This is a genomic window from Streptomyces sp. NPDC102437 (assembly GCF_044765565.1).
Lineage (GTDB): Bacteria > Actinomycetota > Actinomycetes > Streptomycetales > Streptomycetaceae > Streptomyces.
In genome coordinates, this window is the sequence record NZ_JBIWKI010000025.1 from 1 (window position 1) to 20346 (window position 20346).

The window sequence follows — 20346 nt, forward strand, 5'->3', positions numbered from 1 at the left end:
TCCTCAGCGCCCCCAACCCCCAAACCCCCCCACCCCCGGGGCGGGGGCGGTGTGGCCCCCCCCCCCCCCACGGCCCCGGACCGTTTTTCGCCTGCTGCCGCGAGCGCCAGCGCGGCCAGAGTAAAAGCATGGCAAAACGCGCTCGTCAAGCGGCTGCCCGGACCGTCTGAGCGATCCTTTTCGGACTTTCCCGCCCACCGGGCCCTCCCTGCTCCGGAAGCCCGGCGACCAGCTTTATGCTCTACACGTCTGTAGAGCACGGGAGCCCCCTCGGTGTTTCCCGTGCTCCCTCGTACCCTCGTACGCACGTAAGGGAGTGGACGCCGCCATGGTGTTCAAACGACTGCTCGGCTCGCTCGGTGTGGGCGGCCCAACCGTCGACACCGTCCTCACCACCGGGGCGATCGCTCCCGGCGGCCCCCTGTCCGGCCAGGTCCATCTGAAGGGTGGCAGCGCCGACTTCGACATCGACCACATCGCGCTGGAGCTCGTCGCGCAGGTGGAGGCAGAGCACGAGGAGGGAGAGGACGAGCGCGTAGTGGCCTTCGAGCGTTTCATCGTCGGCGGCGGCTTCCGGCTGGCCGAGGGTGAGCTGCTCAGCCTTCCGTTCACGGTCACGGTGCCGTGGGAGACGCCGATCACCGAGCTGTACGGGCAGAGCCTCGGCATCGTGCTCGGCGTGCACACGGAGCTGTCGGTCTCCGGGGCCAAGGACAACGGTGATCTCGACCGGCTCGCCGTGAGCCCACTGCCGGTGCAGGAGGCGATCCTCGAGGCGTTCGGACAGCTCGGCTCCGGTTTCCGGTCCGCGGATCTGGAGTACGGCCGCATCGGCGGCACCGGCCAGCAACTCCCCTTCTACCAGGAGATCGAGCTGACCCCGCCGCCGCATTACGCGCACGCGGTCGACGAGATCGAGGTGACCTTCCTCGCCACCGCGGGCGGCATGGAGGTGGTCCTGGAGGCGGACAGGCGCGGCGGGCTGTTCTCCGACGGGCACGACGCTCTCACCCGGTTCACGGTCGCGCACGACGGAATCGACCATCAGGACTGGCGGGCGCTCGTCGAAGGCTGGCTCCAGCAGCTGATCGAGCACCGGTCGGCGTACGCGGCGGGTTCCGCGTACGGGCACGGTGACCCGTACGCCGGGCACCACGGCAACGGTCACGGGCACCACGAGGACCGGCATCACCACGACGGTCACCGCTCCGGACCGGGCCTGGGAACGGCCGTCGCGGTGGGTGCGGCCGGGCTCGCGGTCGGCGTCGTCGGGGGCATGGTCGCCGCCGAAGTCGTGGACGAGGCCGGGGACTTCTTCGAGGGCGACAACGACGACGGCGATGACGAGGGTGGTGACGACTGATGTTCGGAATCAGCGAGATCGCGATCATCCTGATCGTGGTGATAGTCCTTCTGGGCGCCAAGCGCCTCCCCGATCTGGCCCGTTCCGCGGGCAAGTCGGCCCGCATCCTCAAGGCCGAGGCGAAGGCCATGAAGGGGACGAAGGGCGCCGAAGGTGAGGCGGGGGCGCCCCGCGTCATCCGCGGCGAGACCGTCGGCCGTCAGGACGCCGGATCCCCGGAACCGGATACGGGGCAGCAGCCCCGGGGCAGATAGGACCGCCGGTCCGGCCGGCGCCCGGCCCCATCAGAGCGTGCACGCCTGCGAGATCGACAGGCTGTTCTCGTACAGATGGAGCCGGGTGATCCGGCCGCCCTCGGCGGTGAGGCGCAGCGCGAAGGGGCCCTCGAAGGACTTTCCGGTCGCACGGACGGTCCCCGCGAGATGCCCCATCAGGACGGCGTCGGTTCCGTCGACGAGTAAGGTGTCGATGGACGCACGGGCGTCCTCCGGCACGGTGTGATCGGCCAACTCCACGAACTGGGCGGCGCATTCGGCGGCAGTGGAGCGGGGTCGGATCCAGGGCACCGCGGGGTTCTCGGCGAGCAGCCAGTCGACGTCGTCGGCGAAGAGCGCGGTGAGCCCTTCGGTGTCCCCCGCGATGCGGAGGCCGAGAAACTTCTGAACGGTGGCACGGGTGGCGTCGGCGGTGTCCGTGGGCCTCATGTGCCCCAGACTGTCAGGTCGCTGACGGGGCGTCGATTACCTCGGGGGTAAGGGCGGACGGAGCTGCCACACTCGCAGAGTGTGGCCCGATGGCCGCTACCCCGCTCCCGCGGCGCCGACTGCTGTCCGTCCGCAAGCCCCACCCTCCCTTGGGCGTAGAGCTCCTCGACCGGCACCTCGGTGGTACCGGCGGGAGGCCAGGAGGCCGCCCCGAGATACTCACCGGGGGACTTGTCCGAGCCCGCCGTCCTTGGTGCGGTAGCCGTCCTCGTCCCGCCCCGTCCAGCCGGCTTCGTGGGCACCCGCTCCTCGATCGCCTTGTAGTCCTCGGCGACCCCGGCCCCCTCGGGGGGCTTGCCCTGAGCCGGTCCGTACCAGCGCAGGACCTGTCCCGGCTGCTGCCCGAGCCCGATGAGCCGGTTGAGCACCCTGCGGATGACGGGACGCCCCGGGGCCGGCTCGGTGGTGAGCACGGCCGCCCCGGCACCGTCCCCGAAGAGCACCGCGTTCACGAGCTCCTCCGGCCGCAGGCTCATCAGGTCGGCGTCCAGGTCGAAGAACTGGGCACACACATCACCGCCGAGCACCAGTGCGTTGGTGTGCCCGGCCGACTGCAGCATCCGACGGCCGACGTCCAGTGCCTGCACGGCGCCACAACAGCCGGACTGCAGCTGATAGGTCGGTACGTCGTTGATGCCTAGGCGGTCGGCGACGAGATTGACGGTGGCCGGCATCAGCTGGTCGGGGGTGGCGGTTCCCATGACCAGCACATCGATCTCACCGGGCTCAAGACCGGCCGCGGCCAGCGCGCGGCTGCCCGCCTCCGCTGCCAGCTCCGCGAGGGAGACCGCGAGTTCACCGGAGTCCAGGTCGATCGCCAGATGCCGGGAGCGGGTGCCGATGAACGCGTCCACCCACTGCTCCCACAGCGCGTCCATGCCGAAGCGGCGGGCCAGGGCGGAGTTGTCGATGGCGGGCCGGGAAGAGCGCTTCCGACCGAGCGTATATGGATGTCCGGGATCTCCATCGCGGTCCTTCCTCAGATGTTCATGGGCTCCCGGCGTCATCGTGCGGAGCGTGTCTAAAGGCCGACTTACGGTGGTCTTAGGACGGGAGGCGGGAGGCGGGAGGCAGAAGGCTAGAGACGGACGGGCGGTGGGCCGGCCGGTTCCGGCTCCCCTGGCTCGCCCGCTCCGGAAAGGGTGCCGGGGGCCGCGGCATGCCGGCAGGGCAAGGTCTAAAGTGCGGTGCACAGTATGTGCGCTTCTGCCCCATGTCGGAGCAACAGACGCAGGGGCCACGCCGCACACCGGAAGGGAACGAAACCGTGCATGGCGAGTACAAGGTGCCCGGCGGCAAGCTTGTCGTCGTGGATCTGGACGTCGAGGAAGGCGTACTGCGCAACGTGCGCGTCGCCGGGGACTTCTTCCTGGAGCCCGACGAGGCGATCCTCTCGATCAACAGGGCCCTGGAGGGTGCCCCGTCCTCGACGGACGCCGCAGGGCTGGCGGCCCGGATCACGGCGGGTCTGCCGGAGTCGACCGTCATGCTCGGACTGACCGCGGAGGGCGTCGGCATCGCTGTTCGGCGAGCGCTGGCCCGTGCGACCGAGTGGAGCGACTACGACTGGCAGTTGGTGCACACCGAACCGCAACACCCGGCCCTGCACATGGCACTGGACGAGGTCCTCACCACCGAGGTGGCCGCCGGACGGCGGGCTCCCACGCTGCGGGTCTGGGAATGGGCCTCGCCCGCCGTGGTCATCGGCAGCTTCCAGTCGCTGCGCAACGAGGTGGATCCTGATGGGGCGGCGAAGCACGGCATGACCGTGGTGCGCCGTATTTCCGGCGGCGGGGCCATGTTCGTGGAGCCCATGAGCACGATCACCTACTCCCTGTCCGTGCCGGAGTCGCTGGTCTCCGGGCTGTCGTTCGCCGACAGCTACGCCTACCTCGACGACTGGGTGCTGGGCGCGCTCGGCGACATGGACATCAAGGCCTGGTACCAGCCGCTCAACGACATCGCCACCGAGGCCGGAAAGATCGCCGGCGCCGCCCAGAAGCGGATCGTCGGCCCCGACGGTGGCCCTGGAGCCGTCCTGCACCACGTGACGATGTCGTACGACATCGACGCGGACAAGATGCTGGAGGTGCTGCGGATCGGCAAGGAGAAGATGTCCGACAAGGGCACCAAGAGCGCCAAGAAGCGCGTCGACCCGCTCCGCCGTCAGACCGGCCTCGCCCGGGAGCAGGTGATCGAGAACATGATCGCCTCCTTCCGCGACCGCTACGGGCTGGCCACGGGTGCGGTCACAGCGCAGGAGATGGCCCGTGCGCAGGAGCTGGTGCGGACGAAATTCGGCACCGAGGAATGGACCGCCCGGGTGCCGTGAGACCGGTCGGGTGCCGTGAGGCCGGTCGCGGTGTCAGGCACCCGGCGTCGGCAGTTCCTGCTCGGTCCAGATGATCTTGCCTTCGGCCGTGTAGCGGGTGCCCCAGCGCCGGGTGAGCTGGGCGACGAGGAAGAGCCCGCGGCCGCCCTCGTCCGTGGTACGGGCGTGCCTGAGCCTGGGCGAGGTGTTGCTGGTGTCGGCGACCTCGCAGATCAGGACGGACTGGCGCAGCAGCCGGATCCGGATCGGCCCGCTGGCGTAGCGCACCGCGTTGGTGACCAGTTCGCTGACGATCAACTCGGTCGTCATCTCCAGCTCCTCCAGACCCCAGGCGCTCAGCTGGCGGGCGGTCCAGGCCCGGACACCGGCGACGACGGCCGGCTCGGCGGGCACTTCCCAGGAGGCGATGTGATCCGCGCTCAGCTCGTGGGTCCGGGCGAGCAGCAGGGCCACGTCGTCGGGCTGGGGCACCGGGACCAGCTGTTCCACGACCGCCGCGCACAGGGCGTCGAGCGAGAGTCCGCGCTGTGCCAGGGCGCCGCCGAGGCGGGACATGCCGAGTTCGGGGTCCTGGTCCCTGCCTTCGATCAGGCCGTTGGTGTAGAGGCCGATCAGGCTTCCCTCGGGCAGTTCGGTCTCGGCCGTCTCGAAGGGCAGCCCGCCCAGGCCCAGGGGCGGCCCTGCGGGCAGTTCGAGGAAGGTGATGCGGCCGTCCGGGGCTACGACGACGGGTGGCGGGTGACCGGCGCGTGCCATGGTGCAGCGCTGGGTGACCGGGTCGTAGACCGCGTAGAGGCAGGTGGCGCCGAGTACGGGTGTGCCCTGCTCCCCGCTCTCGGTTTCCTCGTCGCTCAGCCGGAGCACGAGGTCGTCGAGGTGGGCGAGGAGTTCGTCGGGCGGCAGGTCCATGTCGGCGAGGGTGTGCACCGCGGTGCGAAGCCGGCCCATGGTGGCCGCGGCGGCGATGCCGTGGCCGACGACGTCGCCGACGACGAGGGCGACCCGGGCGCCGGACAGCGGGATCACGTCGAACCAGTCGCCGCCGACACCGTCCTTGGCGTCCGCCGGGAGGTAGGAGGAAGCCACGTCCAGGGTCATTCCGCCGGGCAGTGTGTGCGGGAGCAGGCTGCGCTGGAGGGTCAGCGCGGCAGCGTGCTCATGGGTGTAGCGGCGGGCGTTGTCCACGCATACGGCGGCCCTCGCCACCATCTCGCGCGCCGGAAGTACATCCTCCGGTTCGAAGGATGCGGGATTCAACGACCGTACGAAGGTGGTCAGTCCGAGCACGGTGTCACGGGCCCGCATGGGTACGCAGATGACGGAATGGAGTCCGTACTCGCGGATGCTCGCCGACCTGGCGGGCTGTTCGGCCGTCCACAGATGGTCGTCGGGATCGAGGACCGGGATGAGAAGGGGTTCGCCGTCGATGAGGTACCGCATGTCGTGGGGCGGGGGCACGAAGTCCACCGGGTCCCCGACCCGGCGGATCGCCTCCGGACAGCCCTCGCGCACCGAGCTCATCCCGGCACGGCGCATCCTCGGCCGGGCAGAGCTGAAGGCACCCGAGCGGACCAGCTCCTGACCGGACAGCCCCGTGCCCAGCGGCCACGGGCCGGGCGCGCCGGGGCTGGCGACCGGCTCCAGCAGGTCGACCATCACGAAGTCGGCGAATCGCGGCACCGCGAAGTCGGCCAGTTCCTGAGCCGTGCGCATCACGTCCAGGGTGGAACCGATGCTGGCTCCGGCGTCGTTGACCAGGGCCAGGCGCTGCTGGGCGTTCCACCGGTCGGTGACGTCCAGGACCATGTAGCAGAGGCCGGTGACCACGCCTTCGTTGTCGGTCAGCGGGAGGTACGACGTGGAGTAGGCGCGTTGGCGGCGCGGATCGGCCCAGGTCCAGCCCAGGTACTCGTAGTCGATGACCGGAACCCCGGTGTCCAGCACACCGCGCATCAGCGTCTCGATGGCCTCGGTCTCCAGCCCCGGGAGCACCTCGCTGAGCCGGTGGCCCACCCGTTGTTCGCGCGGGACGCCGCCGAAACGTTCCAGGGTGTCGTTCATCCAGACGTAGCGCAGATCCGGGTCCATCACCGCCACGCCGATCGGTGAACCGGACAGGAAGGCGTCCAGCACGGACTGCCCGATCATCCACTCCGGCCGTCGTTCGCTTCCGGAGACCAGGAAGCACTCACGGCCATCCAGGTGAAACGCGGCCGAGACCCGCAGGTCCACCTCGATCCGGCTGCCGTCGCGCCGCCGCACGTGCGCGACGCCGCGCCATCCCACGCCGGCCCGGCAGCGCTCGGCGATCCCCGCCACCCGTACCGGATCCTCGGGCATGGCGAGCAGGAAGCCGGCGGACCGCCCGACCACCTCGGCGGCCCGGTAGCCCAGCAGTTCCTGCGCGCTGTGCGTCCAGCCGACGACGGTTCCGCTGCCGGCGACCACCGCGGTCGCGTCGTTCGCCGTGTCGTGGGAGTGCCGGGGTGTGCGGGGCGGCGAGGGTTCGCCGGGCTCCGGCTTCGGGCCTGCACACGCCATACCTGACACCACCCATCCGCTCCTTGTCCATGATCCCGCCTCCCGCGCTCAGGTGCGAGCGACGACGGGGAGGGCCGCGGCCGGGCGGGGGCGGGAGGCGGTCAGAGCACCGTGCCCGGCCCGGACCGGGCGGACGGGGCCGGGGGCCGGTGTTCGTACCAGCGCCGGTCGGCCTCCAGCTGGGCGGCGAGGGAGATCAGGCGTACCTCGCTGCGGGACGGGCCGAGCAGCTGTGCCCCTACGGGCAGCCCGTCGGCGGTGAACCCGGCCGGGACGTTGATGCCGGGCCAGCCCAGCACGTTCCAGGGCCAGGCGTACGGGCATGCCTCGGTCATCGCCAGATCGGTGCGCCAGGCGCTCAGCCCGTCGAAACGGCCGATCGGTGGCGGCGGCAGGGCCGTCGTCGGGGTGAGCAGCACGTCGTACCCGGCGCCGGCGCGGGACGGGCGGAAGAACCCGCCGATCCTGCGGTGCTGGCGCACCTCGCGCTCCCTGGCGGCCCGCACCACCCGGCCGCCGAGCCGGGTGCCGGTGCGCAGCGCGCTGCGGGTGCGCGGGTCGAGGAGTGCGGGGTCGGGGTGGCGGGCGGCGAGTTCGGCGATCCCCGCGGTGGCGCGGGGGACGAACCCGAGGCCGATCAGCCCGTACCGTGGCCTGGCCTCCTCGACGTCGTGTCCCAGGCGGGCGAGGGCCTCGGCCAGTTCGAGGACGGCCCGGCGCACATCGGGGTGTGGTGCGGAGCCGGTGAGGGTGAGCGGGGGGCGCCAGGCGAGGGCGATACGCAGCCGGCCGGGGTCGCGGCGGGCGGCGGCCGCGGCGGCGACGGGCGGCGGCCGGTGCTGGTCGTCGGGGTGGGCACCGGCGACCGCGTCGAGCAGCAGTGCGGCGTCGGCGACGGTCCTGGCCAGCGGTCCGTTGACGGTCAGGCCCTGAAAGGCGTCGGTGTGCGGGTGACCGGAGATCCGGCCGCGCTGGGGTTTGATACCGACGAGATGGGTCCAGGCCGCCGGGATGCGTACGGACCCCGCGCCGTCCGAGCCGAGCGCGGCGGGCACCAGACCGGCCGCGACCGCGGCGGCGGAGCCACCGGACGAGCCGCCGGGTGTGTGGCCGGTGTGCCACGGGTTGCGGGTGGCACCGAAGGCGGGGCCCTCGGTGAACGGCCACTGACCCAGCTCGCAGGAGTTGGTCTTCCCGACGATCACCGCCCCGGCAGCCCGCAGTCGGCGCACGGCCTCGCTGTCCGTGGTCGCGGCCGGCAGATCGCCGTCGCAGCCGAAGTAGGTCGGCATCCCGGCGACGTCCGTGTCGTCCTTGACGGCGACCGGTACGCCGAGCAGCGGCAGCCGCTCCCCCGCCGCGAGCCGGCGGTCGGCCTCGGCGGCCTCGGCGAGCGCGGCCTCGGCACGCAGGTGCCGGAAGGCGTTGAGGGTGGCCTGGCTCCCTTCGATGCGGCGCAGCGCCGCGGACACCTGCTCGGCCGAGGTGGTGCGGCCCTCGGCCAGCTCCCGTGCGCTGTCGGCCAGTCCGGCCGGTCCGGCCGGTCCGGTGGTTTCCACCGCTTCCGTTGAGGACATGGGCTGACCGCCTTCCTCGTGTCTGAGGACACCCGCACAGGGCCGGTGCACCACGCGCCTGGTACTCCCGAACGAACTTACCGGAGGGTAATGAGGAATGAGCACTCCGCTCAACCGTTCGGTGGAAAGCGGGCCGAGGCACGTCCCACGCGCGCTCGGGGAGTGCCCGGTCGCATCCGGGGAGTGTCAGTGCCGCTTGCTACGTTCTGCAGCGGAAGAGGACAGCGAGAAAGTACTGCTGGAGGGCGCCGTGGAAGCGCAGTTCGAGGGCGAGTTCGAGACGCATCTGACGGTGCGTCTCGATCCCCGCGCCGACGACGGGACGCGGGACGCGCGGGAGGCCGACCGGCTGGGGTGCTGGGCGGAGCTCAACGGCCTGAAGCTCACCCGTATCCTCCTGGACCGGGGTGCCACGCCCGATCAGCCCATGCTGACAGAACGGGGACGGGGATCGCTCTCCGGTCAGCGGGCCGCCGCCGGGCTCCGGTCGGCCGAGCTGCGCGCCGCGGGTTTCGCCGTCATACGCGTGAAGATCGAGGCCGCTCCGTGGAACGAGGACATACCGCGGACGGCCGACGAGGCCGCCGCGCTCTCTCCCGACTGCCACTTCGAGCATCATGTCAAGCTGCTGCTGACCGGTGAGCCGCAGCTCGCCGTCGCACGGGCGGTGGCCGGGCGGCACGGCGCGCGCCTGTCGCGCAATGCCCGCCGCACGACCGGTCCAGGACGCCACGAGCGGTTCGTCACACAGCGCTGCCACGCGGTGGGCCGTGCGGAGGCGAGGGCGGAGCTCGACGCGCTGCTGGGCGGGCTGGCCGCCGCCGGACTCGAAGTGCTGGAGATCGAGGAGGAGTTCGTGGTGCACGACGACCATCCGGCGGTGGACGCGGGCTGGCTGGACGTGCGGGCCGGGGTCTCCCTGTGAGCGCGGACGACCGCCCCTTCCCCGGGGAGCCGGAGTACGACGACCCGTCGCTCGCGCCGCGTTGGCGGGCCGCCCGGCGTACCGTCCAGGACCATCTGCTGCGCGTGATCGCCGAGTCGGCCTGGGGCGACGGTCTGGTCCTGCGCGGCAGCGTCCCGCTCCAGGCCTGGGTGGGCGCGGCCGCGCGGGAGCCGGCCGACCTGGACTGGATCGTGCTGGAGCCGTCGGAGGACGACTTCGTCGACGGCCTCGATCCGTACCCTTACGTCAACTCGACAGAGGCCGTCCAGCAGTGGCCGGAGGCCGCGCACGGCGCGGCCGCTCCCGAGCTGCCGACGGACGGCGAGTGCCATGACACCGGCGGTGCCCGGCCGGTGCCGGCGCCGGAGGGGCTGCACTGGATCGAGGCCGAGGAGAAGGATCCCCCGGCCTCCCCCGCCGCGGAGGTCGTGGCCGCACTGGCAGCCGGCCCGCAATTGTCCGAGGGGATTCGCATCGATCCGCTCCGGGTGAAGCCGGACGGCACATGGATGTACCGGACGTACGAGACGCCGGGGGTGCGTGTCGTCGTCCCCTGGGAGGCCAACGGGCTGCCGCCGGGCGAGTTGCGAATGGACTTCGCCCAGGACGAACGGCTCCCCCAGGCTCCGGGGTGGACGGCCTGCCCGCGCGGCGACGGCGGGCCCCCGACACCCGTCCGCACCGCGAGCCCGGGGCTCTCGCTCGCCTGGAAGCTGCTGTGGCTCGCCGAGGACCAGGAGGCGGAGGGCCGGTCGGGGGCCAAGGACCTGTACGACGCGGTACTGCTCGCGGAGCACCACGCGACCCGTCTGTCGCCCCGCCTGCTGCGCACGGTCCTGGGGCCGCACGCGCCGGGATTCACGCCCGGGGCGGTGCTGGACTGGTTGGTGGACTGGTCCGCGTTCCACGCCGGGCATCCGTGGGTGGAAGGCGGACCGGACCATCTGCGGGAGCGGCTGGCCACCGCGCTGCCACGACTGCTGGGGCAGAGCGTTCCGTAGCACCGCGGTGGCCCGGGGCGCCGCAGCGGCCGCACCGGCGGATGTGCCGGTGCGGCCTGCGCGGCCTGCGGCTGGACGGTGATCTCGCCGATGCCGGCACAGTGCGCGGCCCACCACTCCATGGCTCAAAGCGAGGCAAAACCTCACACTGTGTATGTGTCGTATGCGTCCTCGGGAGTGCGCTCCGCCGCGCAACCGCGTCCGCCCCGGCGTACGCTCGGAAGGGTCGTACGGCAATCGGATGGCACCTGTACGGGCCCTATGGGCACTACCAGGGAGGCGACGTGACCGGTCGACACAGGGGCACACGCCGGGCCGCCTGGGCGGCGGTCGTCGTGCTGGGAATCACCGGCGGAAGCGTCCTGGGCAGCGGCGCGGCACAGGCGGACAACGGCATCGACAAGCTTTCCGCGCAGCAGATCGCGGACCGCTCGCGTGAGGCCCTCCTGAGCACCCACTCCCTGCACCTGAGCGCCCGCGGCGAGCTGGGGGACGACACCCCGCCGATGACTCTGGAGCTCACCCTGGACCGGGACGGCAACTGCAACGGATCGGTGGATCTGGGCCACAGCCAGGGATCGGTCCGGATCGTGAAGCGCGGTGACGAAGTCTGGGTCAAGCCGGATGCGAACTTCTGGAAGAACCAGGTCCCGGGCGGTGGTTCGGCCTTCGCCGCGATCCTGAACGGGCGCTACATGAAGGGCTCGGCCGACGACCCGCGGCTGCGCGATCTGGCGAACGGCTGCGATCTGGACACGTTCCGGAAGCTGATCAGCGACAACGCGGACAACGACCGGGGCACGCTGAACAAGGGCCACAAGACCACGCTCGACGGGGCTCCGGTGGTGCCGGTGACCAGGGTGCGGGACGACCGGACGGTGACCACGTACGTCGCGGCCACCGGCAAGCCGTACCCCCTGAAGATCACCGTTCAGGGCCGCGGGGCGGACGCGGTCGTGGGCTTCTCGGCCTTCGACAAGCCGGTGCCCACGACCACGCCGCCGCCGGACCAGACGTACGACATCAGCGCCCTGCTGGGCCGTACGTCCTCGCCGGTGTGACGCCGGACCGCCCGCTGAGCACCACGTACAGCACGAGCGACGAGGCGAGCCCGACCGCCCAGCCGTAGTCCGAGAGCGGTTTCAGGAACGGGATCAGGCCGTCGGCCGGGAACGGGCCCGCCCCGGGGGCGGAGTGGGAGCCCCCGATCGCGAGGACGCCGCCGACGGCGAACGCCACGACCGCCCGCCAGTTCCAGCCGTTCGTGTACCAGTAGCGGCCACCGGGGCGGTAGAGGTCCGCGAGGTCGAGCACGGTGCGGCGGACGATCCAGTAGTCGGCGATCAGGATGCCCGCGACCGTGCCGAGCAGTCCGCCGACCAGCCCGAGCCAGGTGAAGATGTACAGCTCGGGGGTCTCGGTGAGCTTCCACGGCATGATGAGGACGCCGACGACGCCCGTGATCAGTGCGCCGGTACGGAAGTTGATGAACCGGGGCGCGAGGTTCGCGAGGTCATAGGCGGGTGACACGACGTTGGCCGCGATGTTCACGGAGACCGTCGCGACCAGCACCGTCACCAGGGCGTAGAGCAGCCCGAAGACGTTGTCGGTCCGCGCCACCAGCTGGACCGGGTCCCAGATGGCTTCCCCGTACACCGCCTGGGATCCGGAGGTGACCAGGACCGAGAGCAGGGCGAACAGCGTCATCGTGGTCGGCAGGCCGAGCGACTGGCCCCGGATCTGGGCACGTTGGCCGGCCCCGAAGCGGGTGAAGTCGGGGATGTTCAGCGAGAGTGTGGCCCAGAAGGCGATCATGCCCATCAGCGAGGGGAAGAAGACAGGCCAGAATTCCTTGCCCCAGCCGAGTTTCGATGGCTGGTCGAGCAGCGGGCCGAAGCCGCCGGCCTTGACGGCTATCCAGACCAGCAGCACGACGGCACCGACGATGACGAAGGGTGCCGCCCAGTTCTCGAACCGCCGCAGGGCATCCATCCCCCGGTAGATGATGGCGAGTTCGAGCGCCCAGAAGAGGACGAAGCAGAGCCAGAGCGTCCACGGCTGGCCGCCGATCTCGGACGCCTTCGCCCAGCCGCCGAAGATCTTACCCAGCAGGGTGAAGATGCCGACGCCGCCGATCCAGGTCTGGATGCCGAACCAGGCACAGGCCACCGCGGCCCGGATCAGGGCGGGCAGATTGGCGCCGCGCAGCCCGAAGGAGGCGCGGGCCAGCACCGGGAAGGGGATCCCGTACTTGGGTCCGGCGTGCCCGGTGAGCAGCATGGGGCCGAGCACGATCAGGTTGGCCAGCGCGATGGTGAACACGGCCTGTTTCCAGTCCATGCCGAGGGCCACCAGGCCGGAGGCGAGCAGCCAGGACGGAATGTTGTGGGCCATGCCCACCCAGAGCGCGGTGAAGTTGTACGTCGTCCAGCGGCGCCGTTCCAGCGGCACGGGCAACAGGTCCTCGTTGACGAACCGGTTGTCGGTGGGAACGGCGCCGGGCGCGAGTTCGACGCGGCCCGAGGGGTCGGGTATCGGGTCCTGCGGTGGAACGGGTGATACCGGTGGGACGGACGATGTCATGGCGGCTGGACCCTTCGCTCGGGAACGGTGCCGTGCGGGGCGGAGTGCGAGAACGGCGAGGAACGGCGAGAAGCAGCGGGAAGCGGCGGTCGGGGACGGGGGTGCGGACAGCCATGGGGAGTACGCCGGAGCGGGACAGCCGGAGAGCGGGAGAGGCGCGGGTCAGTCGGACAGGGCGGGGATGATCCGCGCACCGTAGGCGTCGATCGTCGCCTCCCGCGCATCGTGCATGTTGTATACGGCGAACTGGTCGACTCCCAGGTCACGCAGGGCCCGCAGCTTCTCGATGTGCGCCTCGGCAGGGCCCAGCAGGCAGAACCGGTCGACGATCTCGTCCGGCACGAAGGTGGTGTCGGGGTTCCCGGCCCGGCCGTGGTGGCTGTAGTCGTAGCCGGTCCGCCCGGCGATGTACTCGGTCAGGGCCTCGGGGACGAGCCCGGAGTGCGCCCCGTACCGGGAGACGAGGTCCGCGACGTGGTTGCCGACCATGCCGCCGAACCAGCGGCACTGCTCGCGGGCGTGGTCGAGGTCGTCGCCCACGTAGGCGGGGGCGGCGACGCAGATCGTCACGGAGTCCGGGGCACGGCCGGCCTCGGCCGCCGCGTCCCGTACCGCCTTGATCATCCACTCGGTGAGGAACGGGTCGGCGAGCTGGAGGATGAAGCCGTCGGCCTTCTGTCCGGCCAGGGCGAGCGCCTTCGGGCCGTACGCACCCATCCAGACGGGCAGTCTGCCGTCCTTCACCCACGGGATCTGGACCGGCTGCCCGTCGACGGTCGCCTCGCGCCCCTCGGCGAGGTCGCGGATGACATCGATGGCCTCGCCGAGGCGGGCCAGCGTGTTGGGTCTGCGGCCGGCGACGCGCATCGCCGAGTCGCCCCGGCCGATGCCGCAGACGGTGCGGTTGCCGAACATGTCGTTGAGGGTGGCGAAGGTGGAGGCGGTCACCTCCCAGGTGCGGGTGCCGGGGTTGGTGACCATGGGTCCGACCATGAGGTGTTCGGTGTGTTCGAGGATCTGGCTGTAGATGACGAACGGTTCCTGCCAGAGCACCGTCGAGTCGAAGGTCCAGCCGTAGCGGAAGCCGTTGCGTTCGGCGCGGCGCATCAGGCCGACGACGGCCGAGGCGGGCGGATCGGTCTGGAGGACGAGTCCGAATTCCATGACGGGTGCTCCTAGTCCAAGTACTGACAGGTGGCTCGCGGGGTGTACATGCCGTGTCCGGCCCGGCCGGTGAACTTCCTTGCGTCGATGACGACTTCACCGCGCGAGAGGACCGTTTCGACCTGGCCGGTGATCCGCTTTCCCTCGTACGCCGAGTAGTCGACGTTCATGTGGTGGGTCTCGGCGGAGATGGTCTGCTCGGCCGCCGGGTCGTAGATGACGACATCGGCGTCGGCGCCCGGGGCGATGGTGCCCTTCTTCGGGTAGAGGCCGAACATCCGGGCCGGGGAGGCGCAGGCGATCTCGATCCAGCGGCGGCGCGAGATGCGACCGTCCAGAACCGCCTGGTGGAGGAGGTCCATCCGGTTCTCCACGCCGGGCATGCCGTTGGGGATCTTCGAGAAGTCGCCCCGGCCCATCTCCTTCTGGCCCGAGAAGCAGAAGGGGCAGTGGTCGGTGGAGACGACCTGGAGTTCATTGTTCCTGAGCCCCCGCCAGAGCGCCTCCTGGTGTTCCCTGGGCCGCAGCGGGGTGGAGCAGACGTACTTGGCGCCCTCGAAGTCCGGCTCGGCGAGGTTGTCGGTGGAGAGGAAGAGGTACTGCGGGCAGGTCTCACCGAAGACGGGAAGTCCCTTGTGGCGGGCGGCGGCGACCTCGGCGACCGCCTCGTCCGCGGAGACGTGCACGACGTACAGCGGCGATCCGGCGACTCGCGCGAGCTGGATGGCACGGTGGGTGGCCTCGGCCTCCAGCGCAACCTTGCGCACGTCACCGTGGTAGCGCGGATCGGTGCGGCCCTCGGCGAGGGCCTGTTCGACGAGCACGTCGATGGCGATGCCGTTCTCCGCGTGCATCATGATCAGGCCGCCGTTGTGGGAGGCCCGTTGCATGGCGCGCAGGATCTGGCCGTCGTCGCTGTAGAAGACGCCTGGATACGCCATGAACAGCTTGAAGGAGGTGACCCCCTCCGAGACCAGCAGGTCCATCTCCTTGAGCGAGGACTCGTTCACGTCGGAGAGGATCATGTGGAAGGCGTAGTCGATGGCGCAATTGCCGTCGGCCTTCGCGTACCAGGCGTCGAGGCCTTCGCGGACCGCGCGGCCCACGGACTGGATGGCGAAGTCGACGATCGTGGTGGTGCCGCCCCAGGCGGCCGCCCGGGTTCCGGTCTCGAAGGTGTCGGCGGCGTAGGTGCCGCCGAACGGCATCTCCATGTGGGTGTGCGCATCGACACCGCCCGGGATGACGTATTTGCCGGTGGCGTCGATGCTGCGGTCGGCACTCCAGCTCTCGGCCGCGTCGCTGTCGTGCGCCGCGAGGGCCACGATGCGGCCGCCCTCGATGAGTACGTCGGCATGCAGTTCGTCGGTCGCGGTGATGACGAGACCACCGTGGATGACGGTGCGGCTCATGTACCCCTCCTCACTCGTGGCGGAATGGGTCTACGCACGTAGACAAGGTGCGTGATGAAGAACGTAGAAGTGGGTTACCCACTGTGGCAATACCGCTGCCGCTAACCGCTGAAGACGTTTCTGTTTCATTCACCCGGCACTCCACCGGCCCACAGGCGCCGCGATGACCACGACCACCACGAATAACGGAATGATTACGGGTCTGGTCCAAATGTTGAGTACGGTTCATGCGCCCGTCCCGTACGTGGCGTGATCCGATCACCACCGACGGCGAGCCTCGGACACATCACCGGACGCCCCCGTGGTCCGGTGTCCAACGACCGATCCCGGAGGATCACGTGTCCCTGTCGCGCTCCGCGCGTACGGTGCTGGCCGTCGCCGCCGTCGCACTGCCGCTCGCCACGACCACCGCCCACGCCCAGGGGTCCCAGGCGCCGGCCGCTGCCCCGTACGCCGGTCTGCCGTCCGGCACCAAGCAGGCGAAGACCCTGGTCATAGGCATCGACGGTGCCACCTTCGACGCCTTCTCGCGCGCCGGCGTACCGCACATCCGGCACCTGATGGCCAAGGGCCTGACCGCCCGGAGCAATCTGTACGCCGACCCGATGGCCCCGACCGTCTCCGGCGCCGGCTGGTCGTCCGTCGCCACCGGCGTCTGGCCCGACAAGCACAACGTGAAGGACAACAACTTCACGGCCCCGAACTACGGCCGGTACCCGGACTACGCGACCCGGCTGGAGACCGCCGACCCGGCCACGTCCACCCTGGTCGTCGGCACCTGGAGCCCGATCCCCCAGATCGTCTTCGGTGCGAGGACCGATCTGCGGATCGCGGGCGGCAACGACGAGGGCACCACGGCCAAGGCCGCCGACTACCTCGCGCACGGCAACCCCGACTCCACCTTCGTCCACCTCGACGAGGTCGACGGCGCCGGCCACAGCACCGGCTCCGCGAGCGACGCCTACCTGAAGGCCCTCAACACCGCCGACGGCCAGATCGGCCGCCTGCTCGACGCGGTGACCTCGCGTCCGACGTACGCGAAGGAGGACTGGCTGGCAGTCCTCACCGCCGACCACGGCCACACCCCCACCGGCGGGCACGGCGGCAACACCCCGCTGGAGCGCGGCACGTTCGTGATCGCCCAGGGCAAGGGCATCCGCCCCGGCTCGGTACGCGACGACGTCGAGATCACCGACATCGCGCCCACCGTGCTGCGCCACGAAGGCGTCGCCACCGACCCGGCCTGGAACCTCGACGGCATCTCGCTCGCCGAGCCGGAGCCGGACGCCTTCGACGCGCTGCGCCCCTCGCTGCGCGCCCCCGTCGACGAGACCAAGCTCCCGGCCGACGCCAAGGGGTGGACGAACACCGCGCCCGAGGGCTGGTCGATCGACAACTCGAAGATGCCGGCCGGTGGCGTCACCGAGTGGCGCGGCTGGTCCTTCGCCACGGACGAGTTCTGGACCAACGCCGAGCGCGGCCAGGGCCGCGAGACGAACGTCCGCGCCCGCGACGTGTTCGCGGTCGCCGACTCCGACGAGTGGGACGACAAGGCACACGGTGCCGGACAGTTCGACTCCACCCTGGTCAGCCCCGCCTACAAGCTCAACGGCGCGGCGAAGGCGATCGTGTCGTACGCGACGAACTACCGGGTCGACGGCCCTCAGACGGGTGACGTCCATGTCTCGTACGACGGCGGCACGCCGCAGCTCGTGAAGTCCTACCGGGCCGACCGCAACACCGTCGAGCGGCTTGAGCTGGCCGTTCCGGACGGTGCGAGGACGGCCCGGCTGAGCTTCCGCTACACCGGCACCAACAGCGCCTTCTGGACCGTCGACCAGGTCGCCTTCGGCCAGCCCCACCCGCCCTCGGATCTCGCCGTCGCCTCGCTGGAGGCCGACACCGTGCTGCTCGGCAGGCCCGGCTCCGAATCGGCCTGGAAGGTCACCGCGAATGGCGTGGTGAGGACCGCTCAGGGCAAGCCGGTGAAGGGGGCGGCGGTCACGGCCGAGCTGACGGCCGACGGCAAGGTGCACAGGCTGACCGGCACCACGAAGAAGGACGGATCGGTCCGCTTCAAGGCCACGGTGGGCCGGGGCATCACCGAGGCCACACTGACCGTCACCGATGTGCGCCACCAGCAGCTCGCGTACTACGGCGAGCTCGACGCGGTCCGCTCCCTGGACCTCACCCGCCCCACCGGCCACCGGGGCTGACCGACCCGCCGGGCCCCGGAACCACCGGCCGGGGCCCGGCCGTCACGTGCGCGCCGGACACGGCCCCGGCCGACGCGCGCACCCGCCGGCAGGCCGGGCGGTGGACGGGGCAGTGGGTGTTCTCGGACATGGTGGTGCTCCTGGGCTGCTCCGAAGGTGCGACGGCGGCCAGACCGCAAAGCCGCCGGCCGGGCCGCCGCCCGCACCCCCGTCGCTCAGTCCACCGAGCGAAGGGCCTCGGCCAGGATCTTCGCGCCCTCCTCCGCCTCCGGGATGGTCAGCGAGAGCGGTGGCGCGATCCGCAGCACACTGGTGTTGTGGCCGCCGCCCTTGCCGATGAGCAGACCGCCCTCGCGGGCCGCTTCGAGCACGGCCGAGGCGGCCTCCGGGTTCGCCTCGTCGGTGCCCGGTTTCACCAGCTCGATGCCGATCATCAGGCCCCGGCCGCGCACCTCCCGCACGCAGCTCGAACCCGCGCCGACCGCCCGCAGCCGCTCGATCAGCAGACCGCCGACGCGCCGGGCATTGCCCTGCAGGTCGTGTTCGAGGAGGTAGGAGAGGTTGGCGAGACCGGCCGCCATGGTGACCGGGGAACCGCCGAACGTCGAAATGGAGTTGGAGTCCAGGCAGTTCATGACCTCGGCACGGGCCACGACGCCGCCGATCGACATGCCGTTGCCGATGCCCTTGGCGAAGGTGAGGATGTCCGGCGGACCGTTCTCACCGTGCGCCTGCCAGCCCCAGAAGTGCTCGCCGGTCCGGCCCCAGCCGGTCTGCACCTCGTCGGAGATCCACAGGACGCCGTGCCGGTCCAGGACCCGGCGGAATGCCGCGTACAGCCCGTCGGGCGGTGAGGTGAACCCTCCGACGCCCTGGATGGGTTCGGCGATCAGGGCGGCCGGTGTGCGGGTGTGCCCGAGCAGGTCCTCCAGGTCGGCGACGCATACCTTGATGAACTCCGCGTCGCTCAGGTGCTCGTACGGCCCCCGGGTGCGGACGCCGCCGTGCACGTACAGCGTCTGCAACGGTGACAGGCTGGTCGGCGACCAGGCGTTGTTGCCGGTGATCCCGACGGCGGAGAACGACCGGCCGTGGTAGCTGTTGCGCATCGCGAGGACCTGGTTCGACCTGCGGTACGTGGTGGCGAGCAACAGCGCCGTGTCATTGGCCTCGGTGCCGGAGGTGGTGAAGAAGACCCGGGCGTCCGGGATGCCGGAGAGCGTGGCGACCCGTTCGGCCAGCTCGACCATCGGACGGTTGAGGTAGAGCGTGGACGAGTGGATGATCCGGCCGGCCTGCTCGCTGACCGCCTTGGTCACCTCGGGCAGGGCGTGGGCGGTCATGGTGGTGAGGATGCCGCCGAAGAAGTCGAGGTAGCGCCTGCCGTTGGCGTCCCAGACGTGGCGGCCCTCGCCGTGGGTGATCTCCAGGGGCTGCTTGTAATAGAGCGCCAGCCACTCGGGGCTGACGGCGAGATGCCGCTGGTGCAGGCTGCTCACGGTTCCACCAGTCCTTCGTACGCGTCGGGGCGGCGGTCCCGGTAGAACGCCCACTGCTGCCTGACCTCGTCGATGAGGCCGAAGTCGAGGTCGCGGACGAGGAGTTCCTCCTCCTTGTCGCTGGCGACCTCACCGACGAACTGCCCTCGCGGGTCGACGAAGTAACTGGTTCCGTAGAAGTCGTTGTCGCCGTACTCCTCCTGGCCGACGCGGTTGATCGCGGCGACGAAGTACTCGTTCGCGACGGCCGACGCGGGCTGTTCCAGCTGCCAGAGGTAGCCGGAGAGGCCGCGCGAGGTGGCGGACGGGTTGTAGACCAACTGAGCTCCGTTGAGACCGAGTTGGCGCCATCCCTCGGGGAAGTGCCGGTCGTAGCAGATATAGACGCCGACCTTGCCGACGGCGGTGTCGAAAACCGGCCAGCCCACGTTTCCGGGCTTGAAGTAGTACTTCTCCCAGAACCCCTTGACCTGGGGGATGTGATGCTTGCGGTACTTGCCGAGATAGGAACCGTCGGCGTCGATCACGGCGGCGGTGTTGTAGTAGAAGCCGGACTGCTCGACCTCGAAGACCGGCACGACGATCACCATGCCGGTATCGCGGGCGAGTTCCTGCATCCGGCGGACGGTCGGGCCGTCCGGGACGGGCTCGGCCCAGCGGTAGTGCTCGGGTTCCTGCACCTGGCAGAAGTAGGGGGCGTTGAACACCTCCTGGAAGCCGATGATCTTCGCGCCCTGCCGGGCGGCCTCGCGCGCGTGTTCCTCATGCTTGGCGATCATGGATTCGGTGTCGCCGGTCCAGGTCGCCTGGACAAGTGCGGCGCGTACGACTTGGGACAAGAGCTGCTCCTTCGACGCGGCGTCAGAGAGCCTCAACGCGTTTCTACGCCCGTAGACACGTGCGTAGAGGAGAACGTAAGCCCCGTCACACAGCGGGGCAAGACCATCG

Annotated in this window: 16 protein-coding genes; 7 read left to right on the forward strand and 9 right to left on the reverse strand. The window is 70.6% G+C overall.

Annotation, left to right across the window (positions count from 1 at the left end):
- Positions 1-328: 328 nt before the first annotated feature.
- Positions 329-1363 carry a sporulation protein gene (locus ACIRJP_RS27755; RefSeq protein ID WP_404179563.1) on the forward strand — a complete coding sequence of 345 codons (1035 nt, stop codon included), beginning with the start codon at positions 329-331 and terminating at the stop codon, positions 1361-1363.
- Complete coding sequence (locus tag ACIRJP_RS27760) at positions 1363-1617, forward strand: twin-arginine translocase TatA/TatE family subunit (protein ID WP_404179566.1); 255 nt, start codon at positions 1363-1365, stop codon at positions 1615-1617. The genes ACIRJP_RS27755 and ACIRJP_RS27760 overlap by 1 nt, the downstream gene beginning before the upstream one ends.
- A gap of 30 nt (positions 1618-1647) precedes the next feature.
- On the opposite strand, the gene ACIRJP_RS27765 is transcribed toward ACIRJP_RS27760, so the two are convergent.
- Positions 1648-2067 (reverse strand): nuclear transport factor 2 family protein, encoded by a 420-nt coding sequence (locus ACIRJP_RS27765; RefSeq protein WP_404179569.1) that lies wholly within the window; start codon positions 2065-2067, stop codon positions 1648-1650.
- The gene (locus tag ACIRJP_RS27770; protein ID WP_404179572.1) at positions 2064-3134 is read right to left on the reverse strand and encodes a 3-oxoacyl-ACP synthase III family protein; all 1071 of its coding nucleotides are present in this window, start codon (positions 3132-3134) and stop codon (positions 2064-2066) included. Before ACIRJP_RS27770 ends, ACIRJP_RS27765 begins: the two co-directional genes overlap by 4 nt.
- 260 nt (positions 3135-3394) lie before the next feature.
- Here ACIRJP_RS27770 and ACIRJP_RS27775 point away from each other — a divergent pair, with 260 nt between their 5' ends.
- Positions 3395-4459: a biotin/lipoate A/B protein ligase family protein gene (locus tag ACIRJP_RS27775; RefSeq protein ID WP_404179575.1), complete on the forward strand. Its 1065-nt coding sequence runs from the start codon at positions 3395-3397 to the stop codon at positions 4457-4459.
- 33 nt (positions 4460-4492) lie between these two features.
- Here the strand turns inward: ACIRJP_RS27775 and ACIRJP_RS27780 are convergent, their stop codons facing one another.
- Positions 4493-7000, reverse strand: coding sequence for a SpoIIE family protein phosphatase (locus tag ACIRJP_RS27780; protein ID WP_404179836.1), 2508 nt, complete (start codon positions 6998-7000; stop codon positions 4493-4495).
- A 101-nt stretch (positions 7001-7101) separates the two neighbouring features.
- Positions 7102-8577, reverse strand: coding sequence for an amidase (locus ACIRJP_RS27785; protein WP_404179578.1), 1476 nt, complete (start codon positions 8575-8577; stop codon positions 7102-7104).
- 196 nt (positions 8578-8773) lie between these two features.
- On the opposite strand from ACIRJP_RS27785, the gene ACIRJP_RS27790 reads away from it, so the two are divergent.
- From ACIRJP_RS27790 to ACIRJP_RS27800, 3 genes are all read left to right on the forward strand, one after another.
- Positions 8774-9502: a hypothetical protein gene (locus tag ACIRJP_RS27790; protein WP_404179581.1), complete on the forward strand. Its 729-nt coding sequence runs from the start codon at positions 8774-8776 to the stop codon at positions 9500-9502.
- Entirely contained in the window at positions 9499-10524 is a 1026-nt protein-coding gene (locus ACIRJP_RS27795; protein ID WP_404179583.1) for a nucleotidyl transferase AbiEii/AbiGii toxin family protein, read from the forward strand. The genes ACIRJP_RS27790 and ACIRJP_RS27795 overlap by 4 nt, the downstream gene beginning before the upstream one ends.
- Before the next feature lie 284 nt (positions 10525-10808).
- Positions 10809-11585 (forward strand): hypothetical protein, encoded by a 777-nt coding sequence (locus ACIRJP_RS27800; RefSeq protein ID WP_404179586.1) that lies wholly within the window; start codon positions 10809-10811, stop codon positions 11583-11585.
- Here the strand turns inward: ACIRJP_RS27800 and ACIRJP_RS27805 are convergent.
- From ACIRJP_RS27805 to hydA, 3 genes are all read right to left on the reverse strand, one after another.
- Complete coding sequence (locus ACIRJP_RS27805) at positions 11548-13107, reverse strand: NCS1 family nucleobase:cation symporter-1 (protein ID WP_404179589.1); 1560 nt, start codon at positions 13105-13107, stop codon at positions 11548-11550. The two genes, ACIRJP_RS27800 and ACIRJP_RS27805, sit on opposite strands and share 38 nt — an antisense overlap.
- 162 nt (positions 13108-13269) lie before the next feature.
- Complete coding sequence (locus tag ACIRJP_RS27810; protein ID WP_404179592.1) at positions 13270-14271, reverse strand: TIGR03842 family LLM class F420-dependent oxidoreductase; 1002 nt, start codon at positions 14269-14271, stop codon at positions 13270-13272.
- Positions 14272-14282: 11 nt separating this feature from the next.
- Complete coding sequence (gene hydA / locus ACIRJP_RS27815; protein ID WP_404179595.1) at positions 14283-15683, reverse strand: dihydropyrimidinase; 1401 nt, start codon at positions 15681-15683, stop codon at positions 14283-14285.
- Positions 15684-16021: 338 nt separating this feature from the next.
- Here hydA and ACIRJP_RS27820 point away from each other — a divergent pair, with 338 nt between their 5' ends.
- Positions 16022-17899, forward strand: coding sequence for an alkaline phosphatase family protein (locus ACIRJP_RS27820; RefSeq protein WP_404179598.1), 1878 nt, complete (start codon positions 16022-16024; stop codon positions 17897-17899).
- A gap of 215 nt (positions 17900-18114) precedes the next feature.
- On the opposite strand, the gene ACIRJP_RS27825 is transcribed toward ACIRJP_RS27820, so the two are convergent.
- Together ACIRJP_RS27825 and ACIRJP_RS27830 are read right to left on the reverse strand one after the other, a co-directional pair.
- Positions 18115-19398, reverse strand: coding sequence for an aspartate aminotransferase family protein (locus tag ACIRJP_RS27825; protein WP_404179601.1), 1284 nt, complete (start codon positions 19396-19398; stop codon positions 18115-18117).
- Positions 19395-20237 (reverse strand): nitrilase-related carbon-nitrogen hydrolase, encoded by an 843-nt coding sequence (locus tag ACIRJP_RS27830; RefSeq protein WP_404179604.1) that lies wholly within the window; start codon positions 20235-20237, stop codon positions 19395-19397. The genes ACIRJP_RS27825 and ACIRJP_RS27830 overlap by 4 nt, the downstream gene beginning before the upstream one ends.
- Positions 20238-20346 lie beyond the last annotated feature (109 nt).